Raw genomic sequence first — 22,741 nt, forward strand, 5'->3', positions numbered from 1 at the left:
CCGCCAAGCCCACCGAGACCAAGCCGACGGTTCCCGCCAAGGGTCTGGCCATGAAGTCCGGCTTCAAGCGGCCCGGCCCCAAAGCGCCCGGTGCCGCGGCTGCGGAACCGGCCTCGGCGGATCCGGCCCCGGCCACGGAAATTCCCGCCGACCAGGCCGAATCCGCCGCCGAGCCGGAACCGAACGGTAACGGCAACGGCGCAGCAGAAGTCGCGCCACCCGCCGCCAAGCCCGGCGGTCTCGGTTTCAAGGCCGGTGCGAAGGCGCCGGGCCGCAAGAACTGAGCCAGGCACTAGCGTTAGAGCCCGGGTCCCTAGGGACCCGGGCTCTCTATTTTCCCTGGACCTACGTCTAATCCTGGTGCATGAGCGCGGCAGCATCCCTCGACGCACGTGCGATGCGACCGGCGGCCGAGCGCATTGGGGCCTCGGCCGAGCCCCGATCCAAGCTCCCGACTGGGGCTGTGGCGTGTGCCGAATTACGGCCTGGTCAGTGCTGCGTACCGGGCGAGATGCTCGTCAGCGGAGCCGAATTCGTGCTCGATCACGGTGAGGCGCTTGAAATAGTGGCCGATAGCCAGTTCCTCGGTCATGCCCATCGCGCCGTGCAGTTGCACGGCGTTCTGGCCGACGAACCGTGCCGCCCGCGCGATGGTGACTTTCGCTGCCGACACCGCCCGCGCGCGGTCCGCTGCCGGGGCGCGCAACGAGTGGATCGCCAGATAGACGGCGGCGATGGCTTGTTCGAGTTCGATATACATATCGACCATGCGGTGCTGCAAGACCTGGAAGCCGCCGATCGGCTGACCGAACTGCCGGCGCTGCTTGGTGTAGTCGACGGTGTCGGCGAGCACTTTCCGCATGCATCCGACAGCCTCGGCGCAGATCGCAGCGGTCGCCTCCGCGATGGTCGGTTCGATGACCGTCCAGGCGTCCGACTCCGGGCCGAGCAGTGCGTCGACGGGCAGGCGCAGGCCGGTGCACACGATGTCGGAACCGACCCGGTCGTCGATGGTCCGATAGGAATGCACCTCGACTCCGGCAGGCGGACGACTCGCGTCGAATTCGAGGCGGAACAAAGAGATCCCCGCCTTGTCGCGGCGCTCGCCGGACGTGCGCGCCGTGATCAGCAGGTGCGTGGCCAGCGGTGCACCGGCCACCACGACCTTCGCGCCGTCGAGCACCCACGAATCGCCGTCACGGTAGGCGGTGGTCGACACGTCGTACAGCGTCTGGCCGGAGGTCGGTTCCAGTGCGGCGAAGGCGACGCGCGCGTCACCGGAGACGATTCGGCGCAGCACGTCGTCGGCTTGCTCGCCACCGCAGCGTTCCAGCAGTCCAGCGCCGATCACCACCGTGTCGATGAACGGCTCGACCACCAGCGCCCGGCCGAGTTCCTCGGCGATGACCATCAATTCGACCGGACCTCCGCCGGATCCGTCCACCCGCTCGGGCAGGGTCGCGCCGAGAATCCCCAGTTCGTCGGCGAACCCCCGCCAGATGGCGGGCTGCCAGCCCACATCGGATTTCGCCGCCGCACGGCTTTCTTCCAGGTCGTAGCGGGCGCCGAGGAATCCGGCGATCGCGGAGCGGAGCATTTCCTGCTCCTCGGTGAGTGTGAAGTCCATCAGAGCCCCAATGCTGCTTTGGCGAGAATGTTTCGCTGGATCTCGTTGCTGCCCGCGTAAATCGAGCCCGCCCGGTCGTTGAAATAACGCAGCGGTGCGACGGCCTGCCAGTCCGCACCACTGAGGTATCCGTCGGCCGGCGGGACGTATCGAGCGATCGGGCCGCCCGGTGCGGTCGCGTGCGGCTGGTACACGCGGCGACGCGGACCGGCGGCTTCCAACGCCAGTTCGGTCAGCTTCTGGCTGAGTTCGGTCGCGATGATCTTGAGCATGGACGACGCGGGGCCAGGGTCCTTGCCCCGCGCCATCGCGGAAATCGTGCGGTATTCCAGGACTTCCAGCACGTCGGTGCGGATCCGCAGATCGGCCAGTTTCGCCGCGAAAGCGTGGTCGTCGATCAGCGGATTGCCGTCCCGGCCGGGCTGTCGCGCCGCGGCCATCGCGATGTCCTGCGCCATGACCTGGAGGTACGGCGCCGCCGCTCCCCCGCGCTCGTGCACGAGCAGGTACTTCGCCACCGTCCATCCGTCATCGATGCGGCCGAGCACATTGCTCTTGGGCACCCGCACGTTGTCGAAGAAGACCTGGTTCTGCACTTGTTCGCCGGAGGTCATCACCAGCGGCCGGATCTCGATGCCCGGCGACGTCATATCGATCAGCAGAAACGTGATGCCCTGTTGTTTCTTGCCGGTGCGCGAGGTGCGCACCAGACAGAAGATCCAATTCGCCTCGGTGGCATGGGTGGTCCAGATCTTGCTGCCGGTACACACGAAATCCGTGCCGTCGTCCACGGCGGCCATGGTCAGCGCCGCCAAGTCCGATCCGGCCTCGGGCTCGGAGTAGCCCTGGCAGAAGAAGACTTCACCGGTCAGGATGCGTGGCAGATAGAACGACTTCTGCTCGGCGGTGCCGAACGCGATGATCGCGGGCGCCACCATCTTGATCCCCATCGGCGAGAGTGCCGGCGCACCGGCCAGTGCCGATTCCCGATGGAAGATGTAGTGCTGGGTCAGGCTCCAGTCACATCCGCCGTGCTCCACCGGCCAGGCGGGCGCCGCCCAGCCGCGCTCGTGCAGGATCCGCTGCCATGCCATGCTCGCCTCATGGTCGGGATACACGCTCGTCGCCAAGCGCCCGGCCCGCCGCAACTCCGGTGTCAGTTTCGCGGCGAGAAACGCGCGTACCTCGTCCCGGAACGCCAGATCCTTCGGCGACCAGTCGTATTCCATCTGCCCTCCCGGAGGGTGTGCACCGTTGCTTCCTGTGGCGACTGTCGCACCACATGACAGAATGTACGGTTGACTCTCTCATCGAGTCAAACTGATGTCGCCCGCCTGCACATTCTAGGCCGACCTCAGCAGTCCTCGAAGAATGCCTTCGCGAAGCCAACGGACTGGTAGGCGTAGTCGTAGGCCCAGCGGGCCACGGAGAGGTGGGGTTGCGGGTCGATGAAGAGAAGTTCTCCGTCCCAGCACTTTTGCAGGATGTAGCGGGCCCGGGAGATGTGCGGGGTGAACGTTACGACAATGACGCGCCGCCAATTGTGCGTGCGGGCGAGGCGGGCGAGCTCTCGGCCCTCACCACGGGTGGTCCGCGGTGCTGGATCGAAGCACAAGACCTCGAAGCTGTAGCCGCCGTGACAGATGCGGTTCAGCATCGCGCTGTTGTCATAAGGATTGGAGAACACCACGCGCGGCGCGTATCCCTCGTGCGCGAGGCGCAGGCCGAGTTGTTCGCGCCCGTCGTGCGCGCCGCCAAGGACGAGAATCGCGTCCGCAGGGACCGGCGCGTCGGTCCGTGGACGCACGTAGACCGGCCAGAGCGCGACCACGGCAACCGCGACCACCAGACCAGCACCGAGCAGTGCCCAGGCCAACCGATGACGTCGCACCACGCCGATGCTAGCCGGGCGTCGCACAGATCCGACCAGGTCAACGCGCCGCGCCCGCCCACGTCGCCGCATGTACACCTGCTGTTGCCCGGACACTTGCCTCGGTGACGTGGCGTGGCCATCGTCGGGGCTTACCAATCGATCATGCGATGCACAGTCTTCGGAACCGGGTACCTCGGGGCTACGCACGCGGCGTGCATGGCTGAACTCGGGCACGATGTGATCGGCGTGGACGTGGACCCGGGCAAGATCGCGAAGCTCTCCGACGGCGTGGTGCCGTTCTATGAACCGGGACTCGAGGATGTGCTGCGCCGCAACCTCGATGCGGGCCGGTTGCGATTCACCACCTCCTACGCCGAGGCGGCCGCGCACGCGGAGGTGCATTTCCTCGGTGTGGGCACTCCGCAGAAGAAGGGGGAGTACGCCGCCGATCTGAAATACGTGCACGCCGTGGTGGATACGCTGGCCCCGATGCTGGAGCGTCCCTCGGTGATCGTCGGTAAGTCGACGGTTCCGGTCGGCACGGCGGCGGCGCTCGGTGACCGCGCCCGCGCGCTGAGTCCCACCGAGGTGGAGGTGGCGTGGAATCCGGAATTCCTGCGTGAGGGCTTCGCGGTCAAGGACACCTTGCGCCCGGACCGGCTGGTGCTCGGCGTCGACCGCGACCGCGACGCAGCCGGGTGGGTCGAACAGCTGGTCCGCGAGATCTACGCCGACCTGCTCGCCGCCGAGGTCCCCTTCCTGCTGACCGACCTTGCCACTGCCGAATTGGTGAAGGTGTCCGCGAACGCCTTTCTGGCGACGAAGATTTCGTTCATCAATGCGGTGTCGGAGGTGTGCGAGGCGACCGGCGCCGACGTGACCATGCTGGCCGACGCCCTCGGTTACGACGCGCGCATCGGCCGCCGATTTCTGAACGCGGGCTTGGGATTCGGCGGCGGTTGCCTGCCGAAGGACATCCGCGCGTTCATGGCCCGCTCCGGCGAACTCGGCGCCGATCACGCCGTGGCCTTTCTGCGCGAGGTCGACAACATCAATATGCGCCGCCGCACCAAGGTGGTGGACATGGCCGCCCGCGCCTGCGGCGGCTCACTGCTCGGCGCCAACGTCGCGGTGCTCGGCGCGGCGTTCAAACCGGAATCCGACGACGTCCGCGACTCGCCCGCGTTGAATGTGGCGGGCATGATCCAGTTGCACGGTGCGGTGGTGACCGTGTACGACCCGAAGGCACTGGAGAACTCGCGCCGGGTGTTTCCGACGCTGAACTACGCGACCTCGATCGCCGAGGCATGCGAACGCGCCGACGTCGTACTCGTGCTCACCGAGTGGGACGAATTCACCGCGCTGCGACCCCAGGATCTGGACCGGGTGGTGCGGGCGCGCTCGATCATCGACGGCCGGAACTGTCTCAATCGTGCCACCTGGAGAGACGCCGGATGGGTGTACGCGGGACTCGGCACACCGTAGAGTTGCGAAGCGAGGCGGGCTACTGCCAGACACATGACCAGTCCGCCTTAAGCACAGCTGATCGCCGGCGGTAGGGTCCGTCCAGCGCGCCTCCTCCGCCGACTGCGGTGCGGGCTCGCATGTCGTGCAGTGTTAACGAGATGGGCAGCTGATGAGTTCGGTACTGGGAGTTTCGGTGGGGGCCGGCGCTGTCCGAATGGCGCGACCGCACGCCGGCAACCCCCACGGGCACGTCTCCCCGCATTCGTTCGACCTGCAGACCATTCCGGTTGCCGGGCAGAGCGTGGAAGAACTGGCGGCCGAAGCCATCGGGGTCACTCTGGAAGCCACACCGGGAATCGGCGCCACCGCGATCGCCTATCGCAGTGAGCAGCACGCCCGCGCCATCCGCGCGGCCATGGCTCGTCAGCAGCTGACCAACTACGAACTCGTCCCGGAGATCGTCGCCGCGCTGGAATTCGCGCAGGCCACCGGCGATATCCGCGGTATCTCCTCGCTGGTCGTCTATGACCTGGGCAGCTCGGGCCTGTCGGTGAGCGTTGTCGATACGCAGACCCGCGAAGTCCGGCACAGTGAACGCACCAGCGACATCAGCGGCGACTATCTCGATTCCCTGATTCGCGAGCAGCAGATCGCGTCCGGCCGGATCGCCCATCCGCCGAACGCGGCAGGCCTGGCCGAGCTGGACGGGCTGTGCCGGGAGGCCAAGGAGCAGCTGAGCACCAACACGGCGGTGGCGCTGCCGAGCGAGCAGGGCTTGGTACTGCTGGCGCAGGAGAACTTCGAGTCGCTGATCATGCTGGCGATCGAGTCGTCGGCGCGGATGGCGCGCGACGTGATCGTGCGCTCGGACCGCCCGGTGCACGGGATACTCGCCATCGGCGGCTGCGCCCGGATTCCCTTGGTCGCCAAGGTACTCGAGCGCTGGATGGGCGTACCCGTCATCGTGCCGGACAGTCCGGAGACCGTGATGGCCCGCGGCGCGGCGCTCCTGGCTCGGCCGGTCCGCAAGGAGACACCCACCGCGAGCCCGGTGCTGGACGACGAGCTCTCACCCGCATGGTTATCCGCACCAACGCAGCGCGGCAAACGCGAGATCAGCGGCGCCGTGTTGACGGTCAGCGCGCTCGCGGTAGTCGCCGCGATCGGGTTAGCTCTCGGCTACGGCCCGCAGGTGCTGGAACGCGATTCGCACACTAACGAGGGTTCCCCCTCGTTATCGCCGACCACCGCGCCGCGCACCACGATGCTCGATCCGCAGATCGCGGTCGCGCCGGGCACAACGGAACCATCCGCGCACGAGTCGGCCGCCGCGCCGCCGCCCAATCGACGACAAACCACCAGCGAGGCGCCGCCGACGCCTGGCCCGAACACCATTGTGGTGCCCGGCCTTCCGCCTATCGTGGTCCCCACGATCCCGCCGGAGGTCTTTCCCTTTCCCCCTCCGCCGCCACGCTGAATCGACTACGCATCGCAGGTGGTGCTGCCGCCGAGCAGACCCACTCAGACACGCGCGTGCCGGGCGCGCCGAGCGGGCGGCGGCGGGCTCGGCTGCTTGGTACCGAGCGGGCGTGCGAGCAGCACCGCGATGCCGGTGGTCAACGGCACCGAAAGCGCCAGCGCGATACCGCCGACCGCGGAGCGCGCGATCTCGATCGCGACCGCGTCACCGGCCAGGACGTCGCGAATGGACCTCCCCGCCACGCTGAACAGCAGCAACAGCGGCAGCGCGCCACCGGCGTAGGCGAGCACCAGGGTGTAGACGGTGCTGGCGATATGGTCGCGACCCACGCGCATGGCGGCGGCGAAAACCTCGCGGCGCGAGGCGGATTCGTCGATGGCGGCCAGCTCGAACGCGGCCGACGCCTGCGTGATGGTGACGTCGTTGAGCACGCCGAGCGAGCCGATGATGAATCCGGCCAGCAGCAACCCGGTGATGCTGACGTGCTGGATGTACGTGGCGACGTTGGTGTTCTGCTCTTCGGAAAGCCCGGTCAGATGCGTCAACTCGATCGTGAGCCAGGACAGTGCCGCGGCGAGCAGCATCGCGGCGAGCGTGCCCAGCAGCGCCGAACTCGTACGCAGGTTCACCCCGTGCGCCAGATACAGCACGGCGTACAGGATCAACGCGCCGGCGACCAACGCGACCGGGACCGCGGGTTTGCCGTCCAGCAACGCGGGCAGCAGGAACATCACCAGCACCGCGAAGGCGAACACCAGGCCGAGCAGCGCACGGACGCCGCGCCAGCGCGCCACCACGATGATCACCACCACGAAGGCCAGGGCGATCAGGGTGAGCGGCAACCCGCGCGAGTAGTCCTCGAACGAGTACAGCGGCGTTCCGCTCGGATCGCTCTGGCGGACCACCCGGATCTCGTCGCCCGCGCGCAGATCGGGTTGTCCTGGGCCGGGCGCGATCTCGAACAGCGTGTGGTTGCCCTTGTGCGGGCCGGACTCGATCGCGATCACGCTGCGCTGACAGGTGTAGGCGTTGCTGCGTGGCGGCTCGGGCTTGTCGGGGAACACCTTGCCCAGCGACGTGCTGCCGCACGGGCCGATGTCCTGCATCACCACGGTGCCCGCTTCGGTCTGTACCGCGCCGCCGCCGGCGTTCTGCATCGGCAGCGGGATATCGACGTGCTGCTCGCTCGGCCACAGGGCGATCGCACCGAGGACGACGACGACGCCGATCACGGTGAGTAACCCGATGACCACGCGCGCCGCGGTGGCACCGATCGCGATCGGTCCCGAGTGATCGTGGTGATGGTGGTGTTCGCTCACCGCGCTCCTACCTGTGAGACGTGTTTCTGCCCGGGCCGAGCCTAAAGGACTTCATCTTCAAGATCGGAGCGGTGGTCACGATACGCAGACAGAGTGATCCGATCGAAAAGCAAGCGGGATTTTGGAGGGGGCGGCGGAGAGCAGGGGGATGTCTCCGCCGCCCGCGGGGTTGGCGGCCCAGGGGGGTAGGCGGCCGAACCCGAGGCCGGATGTGCCCAGGGGGGTAGGCAATCCGACCAGGCACTCTGTGGTGCCGAGGACCACTGTACACAAAAGTACTTCTTTTGCGCTAGGTAGTCGCCAAATCCGACAGATATTCGTACATATGGTTTGTTTACCGGCTCGAAGCGGGGCGCCAATCGCGTCCCGCCACGTGCCCGGCCTCACTGGCGATAGCTGGCAAGGAAGTTGCCGAAGCGTTCGATGGCGACCGCGAGATCCCGTGCCCAAGGCAGCGTCACGATCCGGAGATGGTCGTGGTCGGGCCAGTTGAAGCCGGTCCCCTGCACCATCAGGATCTTCTCCTGCAGCAGCAGATCCAAGATCAGTTTCGAGTCGTCGTAGATCTCGTACACATTCGGATCCAGTTTGGGGAACGCATACAGCGCGCCCTTCGGCTTCACACAGGAGACACCCGGAATCATGTTCAGCCGCTCCCAGGCGACATCGCGCTGCTCGAGCAACCTGCCGCCGGGCAGGATCAGGTCCTCGATACTCTGATGTCCGCCGAGCGCGACCTGAATCGCATGCTGCGCAGGCACATTCGGGCACAACCGGGACGAGGCGAGCAGATCGATGCCCTCCAGGAAACCGGCCGCGTGCTCCTTGGGACCGGTGATCGCCACCCAGCCCGACCGATAGCCTGCGACGCGGTATGCCTTGGACAGCCCGTTGAAGGTCAGACACAGCAGGTCGGGTGCCATGGTCGCCAACGAGATGTGCTTGGCGTCGTCGTAGAGGATCTTGTCGTAGATCTCGTCGGCGAGCAGCAGCAGCTGATGCTTGCGCGCGAGATCGGCCAGCTGCTGCAGTACCTCGGCGGAGTACACCGCGCCGGTCGGGTTGTTCGGGTTGATCACCAGCAGCGCCTTGGTCTTGTCGGTGATCTTCGATTCGATGTCGGCGACATCCGGCTGCCACCCGTTGGACTCGTCGCACAGATAGTGCACCGGGGTGCCGCCCGCCAGACTGGTCATGGCGGTCCACAACGGATAGTCCGGCGCCGGGATCAGCACCTCGTCGCCGTTGTCCAACAGCGCCTGCATGGTGATGGTGATCAGCTCGGAGACGCCGTTGCCGAGGTAGACGTCGTCCACGTCGAGTTCGGGGAAGCCGGGCACCAATTCATAGCGGGTCACGATCGCGCGCCGCGCCGACAGGATGCCTTTGGATTCGGAGTAGCCCTGGGCGTACGGGAGCGCGGCGATGATGTCGCGCATGATCACGTCCGGCGCCTCGAACCCGAACGGGGCGGGATTGCCGATATTGAGTTTGAGGATGCGATGGCCCTCGGCCTCCAGCCGTGCCGCGTGCGCGTGTACCGGTCCACGGATCTCGTAGACGACGTTCTGCAGCTTCGTGGACTGCTCCAGAACACGCGGGGGGTGGTGCGGATGCTGACTAGGACTCACGCGTCCCATGGTGCCATCCGTCGCAACTGGATAACTCGCGTGTCCGAGCGAGCGTCGGGTGATCGTGGCCGCGACGGCGGCTCCGGCGCGGTTGAATGTGACGCGTCATACATCAACCCGGGTTGCCCGGCGGGATACCCTTGGCCGCCGTGGAGCCGCAGAACTCCTCGATCCGCTCATCCAAACGCCGCGCTTCCACCGCGTCCTTGAAGGCAGGAGTGGCGATCCGTCTGCGCACGCCGTTCAACCGTTCCTCGAGCTGCGCGATGCGCTTGTCCTCGTCGAGGCCGAGCACCGGCTGCAGCGCCTCGGCCGCCCCGTCCAGACTGCCGTTGATCAGGTGAGCGGCCGCGCAGTCCACCCTCGCCAAGGACTCCGCGCCGTAGGAACGCTGCTCGGACGGCCCTTTCGCATACAGCTCGATGGCCCGCTTGGTGGCGTTCAGCGCGTGCTCCGCCTGACCGAGGTGGATGTAGGTCGCTCCGGCGTAGTAATTGGCCTTGGCGTCATTGAACCCGAAGACGCCACCCACCTCGTCGTGCAGGGCGTCGGTCGCGCCGATCTCGCGGGCGTCGGCGGCAGCCCGGATGCACCGGTCGGTGTCGGCGGCACTGCCCAGCGCGGACCAGATCCGCGCCTCGATATTGAGCAGTCGCACATGCGCGGTCGCGGACTCGGCGAACTCCTGCCCGCTCTGCGCGAGCTGGACCGCCCGGCGGGGACGCTGCGACCAGTACTCGATCAGCGCGTGCATGCCGCGGGTCCAGGCGCGAAGTCCGTTGTGCCCGCAGAGTTCCGCGTATGCCCACGCCGCCCGGACCTGTTCGCCCGCGGCGTCGTAATGACCGAGATCGGTACTCGCGTTGGCGAGCAGGCCCGAGAGCGTGCCCGCCAGCAGATACAGATGGCTGGTATCCGCGGGCCGCTGATGGCCCTCCAGCAGCCGGTACACCCGGCGTCGCACCCGCAACATCTCCACCATCATCGGAACCGGCGGGATATGCACGTAATCGTTCGCGATCCGAGCGACATCCGCGTCGAGCTGTTCCAGGGTGGTCGCACCCACATTGGTGCTCTCGGCCTTGCCGGCGTGCTCGCTGGCCTCGTGGGCAGCAGCCATGATCAGATCCCTCTCCGAAATCGCTGCTAGCGCAGCACCTCTCAGTGCACCGGCGTCTATGAGAGCCAGAAGATCCGCGTCGGTCGAGTACGGCTCGCGTGCCGGGACGCCGCCCCGCGCATCGAAACCCGGCGGGACGCTTCGATCGATCACCGGCTGATCGATCAATGCCGCGAACCGCGCCCGCACCACTTCGTCGGACCTGGCCAAGGACGTGTCCAGAGCGGCCTGATTGATCGGTCGTGGGTGGACCCGGACGCCCCCGGCCTCCCACTTGGACACCAGGCGTTCGTGCACCCCCAGATGGGCGGCGAACTCCCTGATGCTCATCCGCTTGGCATCGCGAAGGGCTCGGGCCTCTCTGCCTGACCAATGCCTGACCACGGTTCATCCCTTCCGAACGGATTCCTTCCAGAGTACGAGGGGTTTGTGAGCAGAGCCACAGTTGAAATACGCGCTCTATCAAAGGCAGCGGAAGGGCAGCGGAAGGCACCTTCTCGGGCGATGCCGAATCAGCAGGCGGGACGGGACCATTGAGAGGGAAGGCTAAGGAGTTCGCCGTGAATGTCGAGAAGCTCAGGACTGTGGACGATTGGGTGGCTTTCTATCGCCACGAGTTCGGGCTACCGGTCACCGAGCGTGGTGGTTTCGCCATGCTCCCGGTCACCGGGCGCGTCTGCGTCGTTCACCTGCCGACCGCACGTGCCGAAAAGGTGCGCACCGCACTGGAACAACAGGGGATGAGGGGTCCCATGTTGGCCAGACAGATCCGATGGAGCTTCCTCGCCGACCCGGACAGCCGACCGGGACCCCAGGTGCTCGAGGTGCTCAATCGATTGGATATCGGGCTGCCCGCCGTCGGCAGTGCCGTGATGTTGCCGACCGGCCTCGGCCGCTGGACCCGGGAAGGGTGCTTCTGGGTCAACCCGCCGAGCCGCGGTGACACGCTTCCGCCGCTGTCCGTCATCCTCACTACGGCGCTCGCGGTGGGAGCGGGCGGCGGGGACTGATCACCTCCGCGATCAGTTCCCGCTGCCGTCCGCCGGGACCGCTTCCGCACAGTCGACGAAGCGGACCCGGCCCTGGCTCAGCGCGCCTCGGCGGCGTCGACCGCCGCCGCCGGAATAGGGAAGTTGAGATAGGACCGCGACGGCGTCGGTCCGCGCTGGCCCTGATACTTCGAGCCCGCCACGGCGCTGCCGTACGGATGCTCGGCGGGGCTGGTCAACCTGAGCAGGCAGAGCTGGCCGATCTTCATCCCCGGCCACAGCGTGATCGGCAGATTGGCCACGTTGGACAGCTCCAGCGTGATGTGGCCACTGAAACCCGGGTCGATGAAACCCGCGGTCGAGTGCGTCAGCAGGCCGAGCCTGCCCAGACTCGACTTGCCCTCCAAACGTCCGGCCAGGTCGTCGGGCAGCGTGCACACCTCGAGTGTGGAACCGAGCACGAACTCGCCAGGATGCAGCACGAACGGCTCGCCTTCTTCCGGCTCGACCAGGCTGGTCAGTTCGTCCTGCCGCTGCGCCGGGTCGATGTGGGTGTATCGGGTGTTGTTGAACACCCGGAACATCCGGTCCAGACGCACGTCGATACTCGACGGCTGGATCAGGTTCGCCAGCAGCGGCTCGACACCGAGACGCCCAGCGGCGATCTCCGCACGGATGTCACGATCGGAAAGCAGCACGCCGACGAGCGTAGCGCCTGCTCGCCGCGGCATGTCAGCCTGCCGCATCGGCGCGACGATTCGGCACTTCCCGGCAGTGCGAAGGGCCCCGGTTAACCTGCAGCGCCTGGGAGTGGCACCGTGGAGGGGTGACCTCCCGATGGATTCCTACCGCGATCGGGGTGCTCACTGCATTGCTGATGGTGTGCACCACCGCTTTCACCATGGTCGCGCTCGGCGACGACGGCCACGGCGGAATCGACCGCACGATCACAGACTGGGCCATCGCACAGCGCACCGATGCGCTGACACCCATCGCGGTAGCGGTCAGTGTGCTGAGCGGCACCGTCGCCATGACGGTGCTGGCCACGCTGACCTGCCTCGTTTTGTCCTGGCAGCGGCGTTGGCCTCCAGCGGCGCTCGTCGCCTGCGCGGGCCTCGGAGCCTGCGTACTGGTCCGCGGCGGCAAAAACCTCGTCGGCCGCGCCCGCCCACCCGTCGAGGACCACCTCATCTCCGTGGAGAACCTGTCCTACCCCTCCGGCCACAGCGTCGGCTCGTTCGTCGTGATCAGCGTCGTCACGGTAGTCACCCTCCCCAGCCTGCACGGCCGAGCCCTGCGCATCCTCGCCGCGACCGCCGCTGCGCTGTTCATCCTCGCGGTGGGCCTGTCCCGCGTCTACCTGGGCGTCCACTGGACCACCGACATCCTCGGCGGGTGGTGCATCAGCGCCCTGTGGGTCATCCTCTGTCTGACCATTTACCGCTACGTCAAGGCTGCTCGTGAAGGCGCCGCGCAGCCGGAGCGGCTCCCGCGCGAGGAGCAGGAGTACGCCGAATCGGCGCGAAGCTGACATGCCGGATCATGCCCGTGGGCGCGGCGCTACGCGATCAGCACCGGCAACCGTCTGCTCCCCCACCGCTCGACCGGTCCCTCGTAGACGCCGGGCAGTTGCGTTCCGCACTTCGCGCAGCGTCCGTCGTCGGTGAGCGCGTAGCGGCGGATCACGTACCAGTCGCGGGTAACCACGGCGGTGCCGCAGGATGGGCAGGTGGTGGTGCCGCCTTCGGTGTCGTGCACGTTGCCGGTGTAGACGAAGCGCAGGCCTTCGGCGAGGGCGATGTGGCGGGCTCGGGTGAGCGTCGCGGGTGACGTGGGCGGGGTGTCGAGCATCTTGTAGTCGGGGTGGAACGCGGTGAAGTGGAGCGGCACGTCGTCGCCGAGTTCGTCGCGGATCCACGCGCACTCGGCGGCGATCTCGGCGTCGCTATCGTTGCGCTCGGGAATGAGCAGCGTCGTGATCTCGAACCACACGTCGGTCTCGTGCCGCAGGTATCGCAGCGTGTCCAGGACGTCGTCCAGGTGCCCGACGCACACGCGGCGGTAGAAGTCCTCGGTGAACGCCTTCAGATCGACGTTGGCCGCGTCGATGTGGGAGTAGAACTCGGCGCGCGGTGCGGGGCACATGTAGCCCGCGGTCACCGCGATCGCCTTGATGCCGCGGTCACGACAAGCGTCGGCGATATCGGCCGCGTACTCGAAGAAAATGGTCGGGTCGTTGTAGGTGAACGCGACACTGCGGCAACCGAGATTCTCTGCGGCGCTTGCCAATTCATCGGGCTCAGCACGGCCGGACAGGGTGTCGATCTCGCGCGACTTGGAGATGTCCCAGTTCTGGCAGAACTTGCACGCCAAGTTGCAGCCGGCTGTCCCGAACGACAGCACCGCCGAGCCGGGCAGGAAGTGGTTGAGCGGCTTCTTCTCGACCGGATCGACACAGAACCCGCTGGAGCGGCCGTAAGTCGTGAGCACGATCTGGTCGTCTATACGGGCACGAACGAAGCACAGCCCGCGCTGTCCCTCACGCAACTTGCAGGCGCGCGGGCAGACGTCGCACTGCAGCCTGCCGTCATCGAGCCGGTGCCAGTGCCTCGTCGGAACGGTGTGAGGATCGTCGAGCGTTACGGTCATCTTCGGATTCCTCCGCCGACAAGACTACGTCGTCCGAGCGCTCGCTAGAACTGCAATGCCACAGCAACACCCATGCTCGCCGGTCTCGGTCCGCGCTCGTCCGAAACCAGCGGCCGCCCATTCGGGCAGGAATCGCCCGAACGACTGACAACAAGATCAAGACTCGGCGGCAGCTGCCCCTCAACCTGGCCAACCCGGAGCACATCACCGCAGGTCAGAAGCATCTACCAGGACTTTTCCCGGGAGCGCCGGCGACTCTGCTACAGTCTCCGATGTATCTCGGTACGCAGGCCGATGTAGTTCAATGGTAGAACTTCTGCTTCCCAAGCAGACAGCGCGGGTTCGATTCCCGTCATCGGCTCCATCAGGAAACCCGCCCTGATCAGGGCAACGGGTTCTCTTTTGAGACCAGCGGGTGAGCTGGTCTCTAAACCCTAAACTGTACCCTATGCACATCCGAAGGGGCACAAAGGAATCGGGCATATAACGCCAGCTCAGAGGGTCGCTAGGTGATCGCGTGGAACCGGTACGGTGGCTGGTGCGTCAGAACATTCATGGCACCTGCGTCCTGCGCCGAATCCCGAACCGCCGCTGGGCGGCACGCCTCCGGAGGATGCCGGATACTCTTTGCCCGTAGTCGCCGCCTCCAGCGCATCGAGGACTCGCGCGAGCACGATGCCGCTCGCCTCGCCGCGCCGGTACGTGACGCTCGGCAACTCCAGGATGTGAACTGCGGCGGTGACGTCGTCGCGCGTCGGCGCCGGGTGGATCCGGCTGGACAGGTAGCGGGTGATCTCCGCAGGGGTGACCGGCCTGCCTGCCTCGTTGATGGCCGCCATCGCCAGATGTGGACAACCGGTACTGACCGGCGTTACCGCTACCAAGTCGAATGCCGTCGACTTACAGCGAGCTGCGGCGACGTTCGAGCGCGGCAGTGATCCGCGCGCGAACTCCGTCGCCGTAGACAGCTTGGCGGTGCAGCGCGGCCCAGGCCTTCTCGTAGTAGGCCAGCTCGGTTGGCCCAGTAACGCTCAACTCGGCGCTGATCGTCTCCACCATCGCCAATCGTCGATCGAACATGGCGAAGCTAGTCGTGGTGTAGATGAATTGGAACTCGCGAGGAACGACTCCCAGGATCAGCCGTGGCAGGGTCATCGCGTCGAGTAGGTGCTCCAGTTGCCTGATCATGACCTGGTCGTCGCCGACGCTCGTGTAGAGGGCCTGTTCGGCGAGCAGGATGATGGTGCGCCGCTTGCCGGAGTGCAGCACGTTCTGTCGCCGCAGCCGTGCGGCGACAGCTTCCTCGAGGTCGTCGCGAGTACCCAGGAAGCTGATACAGGTGGACAGCACCGCCCGCGCGTAGTCCTCGGTTTGCAGCAGACCCGGCATGATGAGTTGCGACCAGTTCCGGATGGTATGGGTCGCCGCCTCGAGCTCGATGCTGCGGCGCTGGCGCTGGGCGTGGCCGGAGGCGGCGACCCGTTTCCATTCCGCCCACATGGATTCCAGGTTGGTAAGGGTGGCGAGCAGGTCGGGCAGTGCGAGCGCGGAATCGGTGATTTCGCACCATCTGGTGAGGTCATCCGCGGTGGGTGTTTGCTGGCCGCGTTCGATCTTCGAGACCTTGGATGGTACCCATCCCGCCTGCCTGGCCAGCTCGATGCCAGACAAGCGCGCGGCCTTCCGGAATTCACGCAGCCGGTTTCCCAGTACCACCCGGGCCTGCTCGACACCACTCATCTAGCCGACCGTCTCCGGGACGTAGTCGCTGTGCCGAATAGCCTTCGCCCACAGCTGATCGCGGACGCCCACCGCCCGCGCGACCTCGACCGGGTCGCGCGTGATCGCAAACCCACGGAAGTCGCCGCTGTCATCGAACAGCGTCCACGCCAGGGCGTCATCGTCCAGCAGCCACCATTCGTCCACGGTGACCTCGGCTGGGTCGACGTTATGCCGTGGCAGCCATCGGATGTCCTCTCCATGTGCCTGGTTTCGGTCAGTGACTGCGTGAAGAAATTGGATGTATTCGGTGAGCGGTTCGGTAACCACTCGAACCCGTTGCAACGCGACACCTCTGGCGGTGGCTGCGTCGGTGATGTCTTCCCACCGTTTCCAGTCGGGCGGGTAGTTGTCCGGGTCGAGTGGCGGGAGTCCGGCCCGCCATCGGCGCATCGGCTCGTTCTCGTTGGAGACCGTGTGGTCGTCCTGTACCTCCAGGTGAAAGGCGCGTCGCTGCGCCATGCTGAGCAGTTTGCCGCCGGTTCCGACAGGCAGGTACAGCATGGTCACCATCTCCTCGGTGTCGCGGCGGCAGCTACCTCGACGCAGATCTCGTGCGGGGAGTCTGTATCTGCGCCAAGACTTCAAGATCGGTTACGGGCCGCCCGGTGAGGGTGAAGGTTCCTATCCCGGTGTCGGTGAGCGTAGCGCCGAGGTGTGTATCGGGCTTCAGCCAAGTGAGCAGCATGTGCGGGATCTCCACCTGGTCGGGGCGGTCGGGAACTTTCAGGCCTTGGACGAAGTAGATCCCGCGATCGTCATCGATCCACAGTCTCGGTGATCCTTCGTTGCCGGTCGGACCGCCCAGTAAACGCAGTTTCATGCCAACACTCATTTCTTGAGGTTCATGGACGATATCAATCGTCGCAGCTCAATCACTATTGCTGTTGTCATTTTGAGAAATATCAAGAAATATTGTTGAGGAGTGATCTGCGTCATACGTAGCTTCGGATTCGGCCCCGGCGCCAGGACGACAGATTCGCAGACTGCTCTTCCGCCCGATGAGCTGACCTTCCCTGGCGCCGGGTGCCTACCAGCACGCCAAGCAGTAAGGGAAGGCCAGCCATGACGGCAAAGGCACTCGGGTATCTGCGCAGGGACAAGTCGGCAGACCCGCAGGGTGATGCGCAAACTATCCAGGATCTGGCCGACCAAGTCGGCTACACGCTCGTCGAGATGCTCACTCCCGGCGGCGAAATCGAGCCGGACCCTGGAACCTGGCTACTCGCGCGAGTCCATGGACACCGCGCCGCAGCCGTTGTGATCGCAGACCACCGCCACATGCCGGAGCCCATGCTGGACGTGATCACCGCAGTTTGCAGCGTAGTCACGCCCGTCGAGATCATCCCCGGCCACGTCCAGTATCCGGAGACGTGAGCGAGATGGAGCACCAGCCTTCGGCCGCATTGGAAGCCGTACGCGCCACGTTTGGAGCCGACGATGCCGCGAAGCTCGCTATCGCCCGCACCGAGGGCCCGCTGTGGATGGCTGTGGATAAGCCGCAGACGTGGGCGCTGGTCGATGAGTACGGCACACCGGGTGACGAGTTCACCGTCGTCGGCCCAGCCTTCAGCGCGCCGGGACTCCGCGAGGGTGATGCCGAATGAACGGATGGGTCACCGTCGCGATTGGGGTCGGCGCCGCGCTGCTGGTGATGGTGCCCATGGTCGCGGCCTCGATGTGGTGGCAGGTCCCTGTCGACCCAGACAGGGCTCGGGCGCGTGTAGCGGAACGCCGGATGGACAACACGTTGTGGGCTGCAGGGTTCCCGCACGACGCTCCGGATCACGAGCTCGGCGTCCAGGAGGCGCACATGACGATGCAACGTCATCGCGGGTGCCGCGCAGACGAGTGCCGGCGTAAGGCGGCAGCACGGCAAACCCTGATCAGTGCAGGCCGGATGAAGCCTGACACCTCACGGGAGTACTGAGTATCCGCCGCAGGGGGCGGTTCTGATCTCTCCCGTGGAATGCGGGAGTAGTAAGTAATGGAGGATACTCATGAGATACAACGCGATTCGGGCAGTTGTCGCTGTCAGCGCCGCATTGCTCGCCGGGCAGACGCTCACCAGCACGCCGGTCGCGCAGGCAGCTGACCGTGCCTGCACCTTCGCCTTCAACAAGGAGCCCTACCTGCTGCACAAGGCCGTCGTCGTCGGCGGAACAGTAAGTGCGACCCCGCCCCTCTTCAGTTCCGCATCGAGTTGCAGCTATGGCATCGGTCGGGCACCAGCAACCCGCGACCGAAGGGCGACCGCACCGTCGTCACCCGAATTCCCAGCCCCACTCTTCACGTCGCCACGATGGCGTTGGACTGCGTGCCCGGCATGTGGCAGGGCAAGATCGTCATGCGGGCTACCTGGGACACCGGGACGGACGAGGGCCGCAAGGAGACCATACCGACCTTCATCCAGTGCTAGGTTGGCCCCGTGAAGCTGCTCCATATCAGCAGCGGCCCTGTCACATGGTCGACTCGCTGGCTCTGGTTTCGCCAGAGCCTGTACCTCCGGTTCCGGGGTGTCTCCCGCGCGCCCGGCTACACCGGCGAGAACCAGTGGAGTCCGCACCGCGAATTCGGCGGCTGGGTCATTCGTCCGGCCAGTGGGTGGCGGCGGGTCCGCTGGATAACCCCGCCCCTGCACTACACGCGCGCCATCCCCGCTGACGACATGTACGCCGTCGGCAGCTGGATGCTGGAAAAGCTGGAGAAGTAGCACGACGCGTAGTCTGAAGCGCCGACAGCGCCCCCGCCGATCCATTTCTTTGATGGATCGGCGGGGGCGCTGTCGTACGGGTAGCGTCACTGCCGAATTCGATCAGGGGAGCCAATTGACATGAGCCCGAAAATTTTTGCGGCAGTTGTTGGTGCACTGGCCTTGATTGCCGGTTTGACCGGATTGCTGTGGCCGGTCCAACTGGACGGCAAAGACATCGACCACAAGCAGGTCGTGTGCGGCAATGCCCTATCTGCGGCCCTCGAACAGGCCGATCGCGCCGACCGCACCAACGCGATCGCCAAGACCATGGCAAGTTACTGGGACAAGACGAACTACGTCGGCCAGTGCCGTGACCAGATCTCGTCGCGGCGGCTCGTGTGGTGGCCGGTAGCTGCCGTCGGCGCGGTCATCGTGGTAGGAAGCGCTGCGATCAGAACAGGCTCCTCACCTCGGCAAGCGAACGCGGCAGCCTCCCCTGCGCCGACAGAGAATTAGGCGGCGTCGTAGTACAGACACGTGTTCGTGCTGCCAGCAGCTACTGTGCCGCTCGCGCCGAACGCGGATGTGTATTGCAAGAGATGGCGGTGGGGTCGGCAAGGAAGCCGTCGAGGTCGTACATCTGCGAGCGTGCGTGGACGTCGGCTCGGTCGCCCCAGTTCGCCCGGTTGGCGGCGATGGCCTCGGCCTCGTGCACGGCCGGTCCTTCCTACGGAGTTGGCGTACGAACGAAAGCCGTCCTATCACGCATGTGATAGAACGTCGAACGGTTTTCTAGACTGTTCCGGTGCCTGTTCACGTGGATGCCGAGGCGCGGCGGCGCCACATCGTCGACGCCGCTTTCCGGCTCGTTGTCACGGCAGGTGTCGGCACGGCGACCTTCCGGAAGGTCGCCACAAGACAGTAGGCCCGGGCGCGCTCGGGTTCTCAGGCCGCCCCGTTGGCGGGTTCCGCACGCAACCGGCGAAAGCGGCTGCCCTGGAACACCAAGGGCTCGACGTCGGTGCGGGTGGCGATGCGGTGGATGCGGAGGATGACGACGGCGTGATCGCCCGCGGGGACGTTGACTTCCTGGACGCCCTCGATCCAGGCGGAAGCGCCGTCGATGAAAACAGCGTCGCCGTAGCCGCGGTGCAGGTGGATGTCGCGGAAGCGGTCGCCGTCTCGGGTGCCGAGTGAGCGGGCGGCGGCCTGCTGATCGGTGCCGAGCAGGCTCAGGCCGAGGTGGCTGGCGGCGGCCAGCTTGGGCCAGGTCGCCGAGGAGTTCTGCACGCAGAACGAGACCAGCGGCGGGTCGAGCGAGACGGGGACGAATGTGCTGACCGCGAGGCCGTGGGGAGTGCCGCCGATCTCCGCGCAGACTGCGACGACACCGCTGGGGAAGTTGGCGAACGCGCGACGCAGACTGGCTCCGTCGGCGGGGAATTCGAACAGGTCATGCATGGTTCGCAGCCTTCGAGCTGTGGGTCAGTGCCTGGGCGACCGAACGCCACCGACCACTGTACCGGTCGATGACGCCGTCCTCGGCGGTGTCGACAAGTGGATCTCGCCTCGCTGGTCGTCATCACCTCACGATCGCGTACCCCCGCCAGGCGCTCACGGGTTGCGCGCAGCGCGATCGAAATGAGCACCGGCGGCTGCCGCCCACAGCCGCTCTGCCAGCCGATCGAGGTCGGCGTTGTCGGTGTCTACCGATACAGTCGCGGCGTGGCTGGATCGCGGTACACGTTCACGGCAGAGGTGTGGGAGTGGCAAGGGGATGCCGCATGGCATTTCGTGTCGGTGCCCGAAGACGTGGCCGATGAGATCGAGGAGCGGTACGCGCATCGGGCGGGCGGGTTCGGGGCCGTGCGGGTGCATGTGGTCATCGGCAGCAGCCGATGGTCGACGTCGTTGTTCCCGGACAAGTCCCGGGCAACCTACGTGCTGCCGGTGAAGAAGGCAGTGCGGGTCGCGGAAGGGCTCGAAGCGGGCTCGGCTGCGCAAGTGGAACTGACTGTCGCGCTGTAAGAGGCGGTAAGGCCGCTCGACGCGGACACTGCGCACTACCGGCCCGCCACCCGAAACCTCGATAACCGCTCGGCGGTGTAAAGCCGTTGATCTGCCGTGATACAGCTGCCTGTCGACGCCGTCAGCGCCCGCAACGGGCCCCTCGACTCAGCGCGGCTGCGCCGCCGACATGCACTCGCTCGCGATGCGACTGCTGGCCGAGCGCGCCTTGTCCGCGTCTTCCTTGGTCATCCCCAGCGTCTCCTGGTTGGGAGACTTCACGTCGTACTCATCGCTGACCATGACCCGCAGCCCGGCCTGCGAAATACCCTGCTCGACGAACACCTTGGCGGCGCAGTCGGCCAGTTGCTTGTTCTTGAGGCCCTTGTCCTGCAGCGATTGCGCGAGCTCGGCCTGCGTCACCGTGGGCGCCGCCGTGTCCTTGTCGCTGCCGCATGCCGCGAGCACCGGCAGCGCGATCAGCGCCGCGGCGATCATGCAGATCCGCACCTGACTCCTCTTCCTCGACTGGCCACCGTCAGTGGCGTCGCCACCATAATGCCCCGCGGCGCGTCGCGGTAGTCGTACCCACCGAAAAGCATCGGAGAGCTTGCTGCACAACGATTTACATGAATAGCGCTCACAGATCCATTGCCGCTCGCAACGCGGTGTCGAGCCGCTCCAGGGTCTCGGTGTCCACCACGTCGACCCGCTCGGCCAGCCATCCACGGAAGATGCGCCCGATATTGCCCGCATGCACCCAGCCGTGGTCCTGCACCGGAACCGCGAGGATGTCGCGCGGATCCTCGTCGATCACCTCGGCGGCGATCAGCCACGGACGCGGCGATTCATTGATGCCATCACTGCTGATCAGCACGACCGTTCGGCGACGCGGCGAACCATGCGGGTTGTAGATCCACAGTTCACCCCGACGCACGCATCGCCTCCTCGGCGGCCGCCAGCTCGGCCGCGTCCGCCGCGGCCTCGGCGGTCACGTCCGACACCGGGCCGACCCCGGTGCGCACAGCCTCCCGGCGCGCGGCCTTCGAAATCCACGCCGAGGGCGACATCCCCGCGCGGGCCGCCGCCTGCTCGGCGTATGACCAAGCGGCTTCGTCCAACGAAAGGGTCACCTTACGGGTTGCCATACCAATTATCGTACCGGCGGTGCGGACCCGGAACCAGCCCGGTTTTCCAGCTCGAACAGCACCGCAGCGGGGATCACGCTATGGTGCACGACTCGGTCGATTCGAACTGATGGCTGCTGACTGCTGTTAGGGTTGGCGCAGGCCGCGGACGAACGGAGACGACGAGCATGACGACGTTGCACCATCACCGGGTCGGGGCGGGGGAACCGCTCGTGCTGGTGCACGGGGTCGGATCCCGGTGGCAAATATGGGAACCGATTGTCGACACCCTCGCCGCGTCGTATGACGTGATCGCGGTCGATCTACCCGGATTCGGCGGGTCGAACCCGCTCGCACACACAACCGTCGACACCCTCACCGACGCGCTCACCGAATTCCTCGCGGCGCAGGGCATCGAGCGGCCGCATTTGGCGGGTAATTCGATGGGCGGCCTGATCACGCTGAATATGGGGGCACGCGGTTTGGCCCGTTCGGTCACCGCGTACTCGCCGATCGGATTCTGGGACACGGCGGGGCGCGTCTGGTGCCAGCAGTCGCTGGGTAAGTCGCAGGCGCTCGCGCGACTGGTCCGACCCGCACTGCCGTTCATTTTCGGAAACGCCGCGGGGCGGACCGTCTTTCTCTCGCTGATCTTCGGCAAGCCCTGGGCCATTGCCCCTCAGGTAGCGCTGGAGACGGCCATCGGCGCGGTCGAGGCGACCGGATTCGACGCGGCGCTAGCCTCGTTCGCCGACGCGCGGCTGCACGAAATCGGCTCGCTCACCGACATTCCCGTGACAATCGCCTGGGGCAGCCGCGACATCCTGCTCACCTACGCCACCCAGAGCCGCAGGGCGCGTCGCGCGTTGCCCACCGCCGAGCACGTCACGTTGCATGGCAGCGGGCACAGTCCATTCCCCGACGATCCCGCCGCGTGCGCACAGGTCCTCTTCGAGACGATCACGCGGACACGGTGAC

Annotated in this window: 29 protein-coding genes and 1 tRNA gene; 13 read left to right on the forward strand and 17 right to left on the reverse strand. The window is 66.2% G+C overall.

The features are described from left to right. Positions 1 to 284, forward strand: a 284-nt coding sequence (locus NA4_RS41640; RefSeq protein WP_169811137.1) for a hypothetical protein, incomplete at its 5' end; no start/stop codon positions are given. A 194-nt stretch (positions 285 to 478) separates the two neighbouring features. Here NA4_RS41640 and NA4_RS28170 read toward each other — a convergent pair. The 3 genes from NA4_RS28170 to NA4_RS28180 form a co-directional block, all read right to left on the reverse strand. Next, positions 479 to 1,627, reverse strand: a complete 1,149-nt coding sequence (locus tag NA4_RS28170; RefSeq protein WP_067476615.1) for an acyl-CoA dehydrogenase family protein — start codon at positions 1,625 to 1,627, stop codon at positions 479 to 481. Then, complete coding sequence (locus NA4_RS28175) at positions 1,627 to 2,856, reverse strand: acyl-CoA dehydrogenase family protein (protein ID WP_067476618.1); 1,230 nt, start codon at positions 2,854 to 2,856, stop codon at positions 1,627 to 1,629. The genes NA4_RS28170 and NA4_RS28175 overlap by 1 nt, the downstream gene beginning before the upstream one ends. 125 nt (positions 2,857 to 2,981) lie before the next feature. Next, positions 2,982 to 3,518, reverse strand: coding sequence for a YdcF family protein (locus tag NA4_RS28180; RefSeq protein WP_245671626.1), 537 nt, complete (start codon positions 3,516 to 3,518; stop codon positions 2,982 to 2,984). Positions 3,519 to 3,662: 144 nt separating this feature from the next. Here NA4_RS28180 and NA4_RS28185 point away from each other — a divergent pair, with 144 nt between their 5' ends. Both NA4_RS28185 and NA4_RS28190 read left to right on the forward strand, forming a co-directional pair. Continuing rightward, complete coding sequence (locus NA4_RS28185; RefSeq protein ID WP_067476621.1) at positions 3,663 to 4,985, forward strand: UDP-glucose dehydrogenase family protein; 1,323 nt, start codon at positions 3,663 to 3,665, stop codon at positions 4,983 to 4,985. 151 nt (positions 4,986 to 5,136) lie between these two features. Beyond that, positions 5,137 to 6,444 (forward strand): DUF7159 family protein, encoded by a 1,308-nt coding sequence (locus NA4_RS28190; RefSeq protein WP_507763405.1) that lies wholly within the window; start codon positions 5,137 to 5,139, stop codon positions 6,442 to 6,444. Between the two features lie 44 nt (positions 6,445 to 6,488). Here NA4_RS28190 and NA4_RS28195 read toward each other — a convergent pair whose 3' ends face one another. The 3 genes from NA4_RS28195 to NA4_RS28205 form a co-directional block, all read right to left on the reverse strand. Next, positions 6,489 to 7,766: a YibE/F family protein gene (locus NA4_RS28195; RefSeq protein WP_067476629.1), complete on the reverse strand. Its 1,278-nt coding sequence runs from the start codon at positions 7,764 to 7,766 to the stop codon at positions 6,489 to 6,491. Positions 7,767 to 8,149: 383 nt separating this feature from the next. Then, a complete protein-coding gene (locus NA4_RS28200) occupies positions 8,150 to 9,406 on the reverse strand; it encodes a pyridoxal phosphate-dependent aminotransferase (RefSeq protein WP_067476632.1) in 1,257 nt (418 codons plus the stop codon). Positions 9,407 to 9,509: 103 nt separating this feature from the next. Next, complete coding sequence (locus NA4_RS28205) at positions 9,510 to 10,901, reverse strand: NsdA family TPR-like regulatory protein (protein ID WP_067476635.1); 1,392 nt, start codon at positions 10,899 to 10,901, stop codon at positions 9,510 to 9,512. A 176-nt stretch (positions 10,902 to 11,077) separates the two neighbouring features. Between NA4_RS28205 and NA4_RS28210 the strand changes: the two genes are divergently transcribed. Continuing rightward, the gene (locus NA4_RS28210) at positions 11,078 to 11,527 is read left to right on the forward strand and encodes a hypothetical protein (protein WP_067476638.1); all 450 of its coding nucleotides are present in this window, start codon (positions 11,078 to 11,080) and stop codon (positions 11,525 to 11,527) included. A gap of 77 nt (positions 11,528 to 11,604) precedes the next feature. Here NA4_RS28210 and dcd read toward each other — a convergent pair whose 3' ends face one another. Then, on the reverse strand, positions 11,605 to 12,204 hold the full coding sequence (dcd, locus tag NA4_RS28215; protein WP_067476694.1) for a dCTP deaminase: 600 nt from the start codon (positions 12,202 to 12,204) through the stop codon (positions 11,605 to 11,607). A gap of 128 nt (positions 12,205 to 12,332) precedes the next feature. On the opposite strand from dcd, the gene NA4_RS28220 reads away from it, so the two are divergent. Continuing rightward, on the forward strand, positions 12,333 to 13,037 hold the full coding sequence (locus NA4_RS28220) for a phosphatase PAP2 family protein (RefSeq protein ID WP_157129355.1): 705 nt from the start codon (positions 12,333 to 12,335) through the stop codon (positions 13,035 to 13,037). Between the two features lie 29 nt (positions 13,038 to 13,066). On the opposite strand, the gene amrS is transcribed toward NA4_RS28220, so the two are convergent. Further along, positions 13,067 to 14,155, reverse strand: a complete 1,089-nt coding sequence (gene amrS / locus NA4_RS28225; RefSeq protein ID WP_067476644.1) for an AmmeMemoRadiSam system radical SAM enzyme — start codon at positions 14,153 to 14,155, stop codon at positions 13,067 to 13,069. A gap of 290 nt (positions 14,156 to 14,445) precedes the next feature. On the opposite strand from amrS, the gene NA4_RS28230 reads away from it, so the two are divergent. After that, positions 14,446 to 14,519 (forward strand) — tRNA-Gly (locus NA4_RS28230). 130 nt (positions 14,520 to 14,649) lie between these two features. Here the strand turns inward: NA4_RS28230 and NA4_RS28235 are convergent. The 4 genes from NA4_RS28235 to NA4_RS28250 all read right to left on the reverse strand — a co-directional run bounded on the left by NA4_RS28235 (position 14,650) and on the right by NA4_RS28250 (position 16,757). Continuing rightward, positions 14,650 to 14,994 carry a hypothetical protein gene (locus NA4_RS28235; protein ID WP_067476647.1) on the reverse strand — a complete coding sequence of 115 codons (345 nt, stop codon included), beginning with the start codon at positions 14,992 to 14,994 and terminating at the stop codon, positions 14,650 to 14,652. Between the two features lie 61 nt (positions 14,995 to 15,055). Beyond that, positions 15,056 to 15,895 carry a helix-turn-helix domain-containing protein gene (locus NA4_RS28240; RefSeq protein WP_067476650.1) on the reverse strand — a complete coding sequence of 280 codons (840 nt, stop codon included), beginning with the start codon at positions 15,893 to 15,895 and terminating at the stop codon, positions 15,056 to 15,058. Beyond that, positions 15,896 to 16,438: a DUF6879 family protein gene (locus tag NA4_RS28245; RefSeq protein WP_067476697.1), complete on the reverse strand. Its 543-nt coding sequence runs from the start codon at positions 16,436 to 16,438 to the stop codon at positions 15,896 to 15,898. 31 nt (positions 16,439 to 16,469) lie between these two features. Then, on the reverse strand, positions 16,470 to 16,757 hold the full coding sequence (locus NA4_RS28250; protein ID WP_245671627.1) for a hypothetical protein: 288 nt from the start codon (positions 16,755 to 16,757) through the stop codon (positions 16,470 to 16,472). Between the two features lie 242 nt (positions 16,758 to 16,999). On the opposite strand from NA4_RS28250, the gene NA4_RS28255 reads away from it, so the two are divergent. The 5 genes from NA4_RS28255 to NA4_RS28275 all read left to right on the forward strand — a co-directional run bounded on the left by NA4_RS28255 (position 17,000) and on the right by NA4_RS28275 (position 19,145). Next, a complete protein-coding gene (locus NA4_RS28255) occupies positions 17,000 to 17,311 on the forward strand; it encodes a hypothetical protein (RefSeq protein WP_067476653.1) in 312 nt (103 codons plus the stop codon). Then, a complete protein-coding gene (locus tag NA4_RS28260; protein ID WP_067476656.1) occupies positions 17,308 to 17,541 on the forward strand; it encodes a hypothetical protein in 234 nt (77 codons plus the stop codon). The genes NA4_RS28255 and NA4_RS28260 overlap by 4 nt, the downstream gene beginning before the upstream one ends. Further along, the gene (locus NA4_RS28265) at positions 17,538 to 17,864 is read left to right on the forward strand and encodes a hypothetical protein (protein WP_067476659.1); all 327 of its coding nucleotides are present in this window, start codon (positions 17,538 to 17,540) and stop codon (positions 17,862 to 17,864) included. Before NA4_RS28260 ends, NA4_RS28265 begins: the two co-directional genes overlap by 4 nt. Positions 17,865 to 18,362: 498 nt before the next feature. After that, the gene (locus NA4_RS28270; protein ID WP_067476662.1) at positions 18,363 to 18,647 is read left to right on the forward strand and encodes a hypothetical protein; all 285 of its coding nucleotides are present in this window, start codon (positions 18,363 to 18,365) and stop codon (positions 18,645 to 18,647) included. Positions 18,648 to 18,767: 120 nt separating this feature from the next. Then, positions 18,768 to 19,145: a hypothetical protein gene (locus NA4_RS28275; protein ID WP_067476665.1), complete on the forward strand. Its 378-nt coding sequence runs from the start codon at positions 18,768 to 18,770 to the stop codon at positions 19,143 to 19,145. Between the two features lie 40 nt (positions 19,146 to 19,185). Here NA4_RS28275 and NA4_RS40825 read toward each other — a convergent pair whose 3' ends face one another. Further along, on the reverse strand, positions 19,186 to 19,344 hold the full coding sequence (locus NA4_RS40825) for a hypothetical protein (RefSeq protein ID WP_373862845.1): 159 nt from the start codon (positions 19,342 to 19,344) through the stop codon (positions 19,186 to 19,188). Positions 19,345 to 19,574: 230 nt separating this feature from the next. Beyond that, entirely contained in the window at positions 19,575 to 20,090 is a 516-nt protein-coding gene (locus NA4_RS28280) for a flavin reductase family protein (RefSeq protein WP_067476668.1), read from the reverse strand. 264 nt (positions 20,091 to 20,354) lie between these two features. Between NA4_RS28280 and NA4_RS28285 the strand changes: the two genes are divergently transcribed. Continuing rightward, complete coding sequence (locus tag NA4_RS28285) at positions 20,355 to 20,657, forward strand: DUF1905 domain-containing protein (RefSeq protein WP_067476703.1); 303 nt, start codon at positions 20,355 to 20,357, stop codon at positions 20,655 to 20,657. A 147-nt stretch (positions 20,658 to 20,804) separates the two neighbouring features. Here NA4_RS28285 and NA4_RS28290 read toward each other — a convergent pair whose 3' ends face one another. From NA4_RS28290 to NA4_RS28300, 3 genes are all read right to left on the reverse strand, one after another. Beyond that, positions 20,805 to 21,134 (reverse strand): hypothetical protein, encoded by a 330-nt coding sequence (locus NA4_RS28290; RefSeq protein WP_245671628.1) that lies wholly within the window; start codon positions 21,132 to 21,134, stop codon positions 20,805 to 20,807. Positions 21,135 to 21,276: 142 nt separating this feature from the next. Continuing rightward, positions 21,277 to 21,573: a hypothetical protein gene (locus NA4_RS28295; protein ID WP_067476674.1), complete on the reverse strand. Its 297-nt coding sequence runs from the start codon at positions 21,571 to 21,573 to the stop codon at positions 21,277 to 21,279. Further along, positions 21,560 to 21,784, reverse strand: coding sequence for a hypothetical protein (locus tag NA4_RS28300; RefSeq protein WP_063016531.1), 225 nt, complete (start codon positions 21,782 to 21,784; stop codon positions 21,560 to 21,562). Before NA4_RS28300 ends, NA4_RS28295 begins: the two co-directional genes overlap by 14 nt. 167 nt (positions 21,785 to 21,951) lie before the next feature. On the opposite strand from NA4_RS28300, the gene NA4_RS28305 reads away from it, so the two are divergent. Next, entirely contained in the window at positions 21,952 to 22,740 is a 789-nt protein-coding gene (locus tag NA4_RS28305) for an alpha/beta fold hydrolase (RefSeq protein ID WP_067476677.1), read from the forward strand. The last annotated feature ends 1 nt before the right edge of the window (position 22,741 follow it).

It is taken from the genome of Nocardia amamiensis NBRC 102102 (genome assembly GCF_001612745.1).
Taxonomy (GTDB): Bacteria; Actinomycetota; Actinomycetes; order Mycobacteriales; family Mycobacteriaceae; genus Nocardia; species Nocardia amamiensis.

Excerpts from the sequence above, each read along its gene's own strand:
- NA4_RS28170 (WP_067476615.1), bottom strand. The coding sequence starts at position 1,627 with ATGGACTTCACACTCACCGAGGAGCAGGAAATGCTCCGCTCCGCGATC.
- NA4_RS28175 (WP_067476618.1), bottom strand. The coding sequence starts at position 2,856 with ATGGAATACGACTGGTCGCCGAAGGATCTGGCGTTCCGGGACGAGGTA.
- NA4_RS28185 (WP_067476621.1), top strand. The coding sequence starts at position 3,663 with ATGCGATGCACAGTCTTCGGAACCGGGTACCTCGGGGCTACGCACGCG.
- NA4_RS28190 (WP_507763405.1), top strand. The coding sequence starts at position 5,137 with ATGAGTTCGGTACTGGGAGTTTCGGTGGGGGCCGGCGCTGTCCGAATG.
- NA4_RS28200 (WP_067476632.1), bottom strand. The coding sequence starts at position 9,406 with ATGGGACGCGTGAGTCCTAGTCAGCATCCGCACCACCCCCCGCGTGTT.
- amrS (WP_067476644.1), bottom strand. The coding sequence starts at position 14,155 with ATGACCGTAACGCTCGACGATCCTCACACCGTTCCGACGAGGCACTGG.
- NA4_RS28235 (WP_067476647.1), bottom strand. The coding sequence starts at position 14,994 with ATGGCGGCCATCAACGAGGCAGGCAGGCCGGTCACCCCTGCGGAGATC.
- NA4_RS28240 (WP_067476650.1), bottom strand. The coding sequence starts at position 15,895 with ATGAGTGGTGTCGAGCAGGCCCGGGTGGTACTGGGAAACCGGCTGCGT.
- NA4_RS28245 (WP_067476697.1), bottom strand. The coding sequence starts at position 16,438 with ATGCTGTACCTGCCTGTCGGAACCGGCGGCAAACTGCTCAGCATGGCG.
- NA4_RS28250 (WP_245671627.1), bottom strand. The coding sequence starts at position 16,757 with ATGAAACTGCGTTTACTGGGCGGTCCGACCGGCAACGAAGGATCACCG.
- NA4_RS28255 (WP_067476653.1), top strand. The coding sequence starts at position 17,000 with ATGACGGCAAAGGCACTCGGGTATCTGCGCAGGGACAAGTCGGCAGAC.
- NA4_RS28265 (WP_067476659.1), top strand. The coding sequence starts at position 17,538 with ATGAACGGATGGGTCACCGTCGCGATTGGGGTCGGCGCCGCGCTGCTG.
- NA4_RS28275 (WP_067476665.1), top strand. The coding sequence starts at position 18,768 with ATGAGCCCGAAAATTTTTGCGGCAGTTGTTGGTGCACTGGCCTTGATT.
- NA4_RS28280 (WP_067476668.1), bottom strand. The coding sequence starts at position 20,090 with ATGCATGACCTGTTCGAATTCCCCGCCGACGGAGCCAGTCTGCGTCGC.
- NA4_RS28290 (WP_245671628.1), bottom strand. The coding sequence starts at position 21,134 with ATGATCGCCGCGGCGCTGATCGCGCTGCCGGTGCTCGCGGCATGCGGC.
- NA4_RS28300 (WP_063016531.1), bottom strand. The coding sequence starts at position 21,784 with ATGGCAACCCGTAAGGTGACCCTTTCGTTGGACGAAGCCGCTTGGTCA.
- NA4_RS28305 (WP_067476677.1), top strand. The coding sequence starts at position 21,952 with ATGACGACGTTGCACCATCACCGGGTCGGGGCGGGGGAACCGCTCGTG.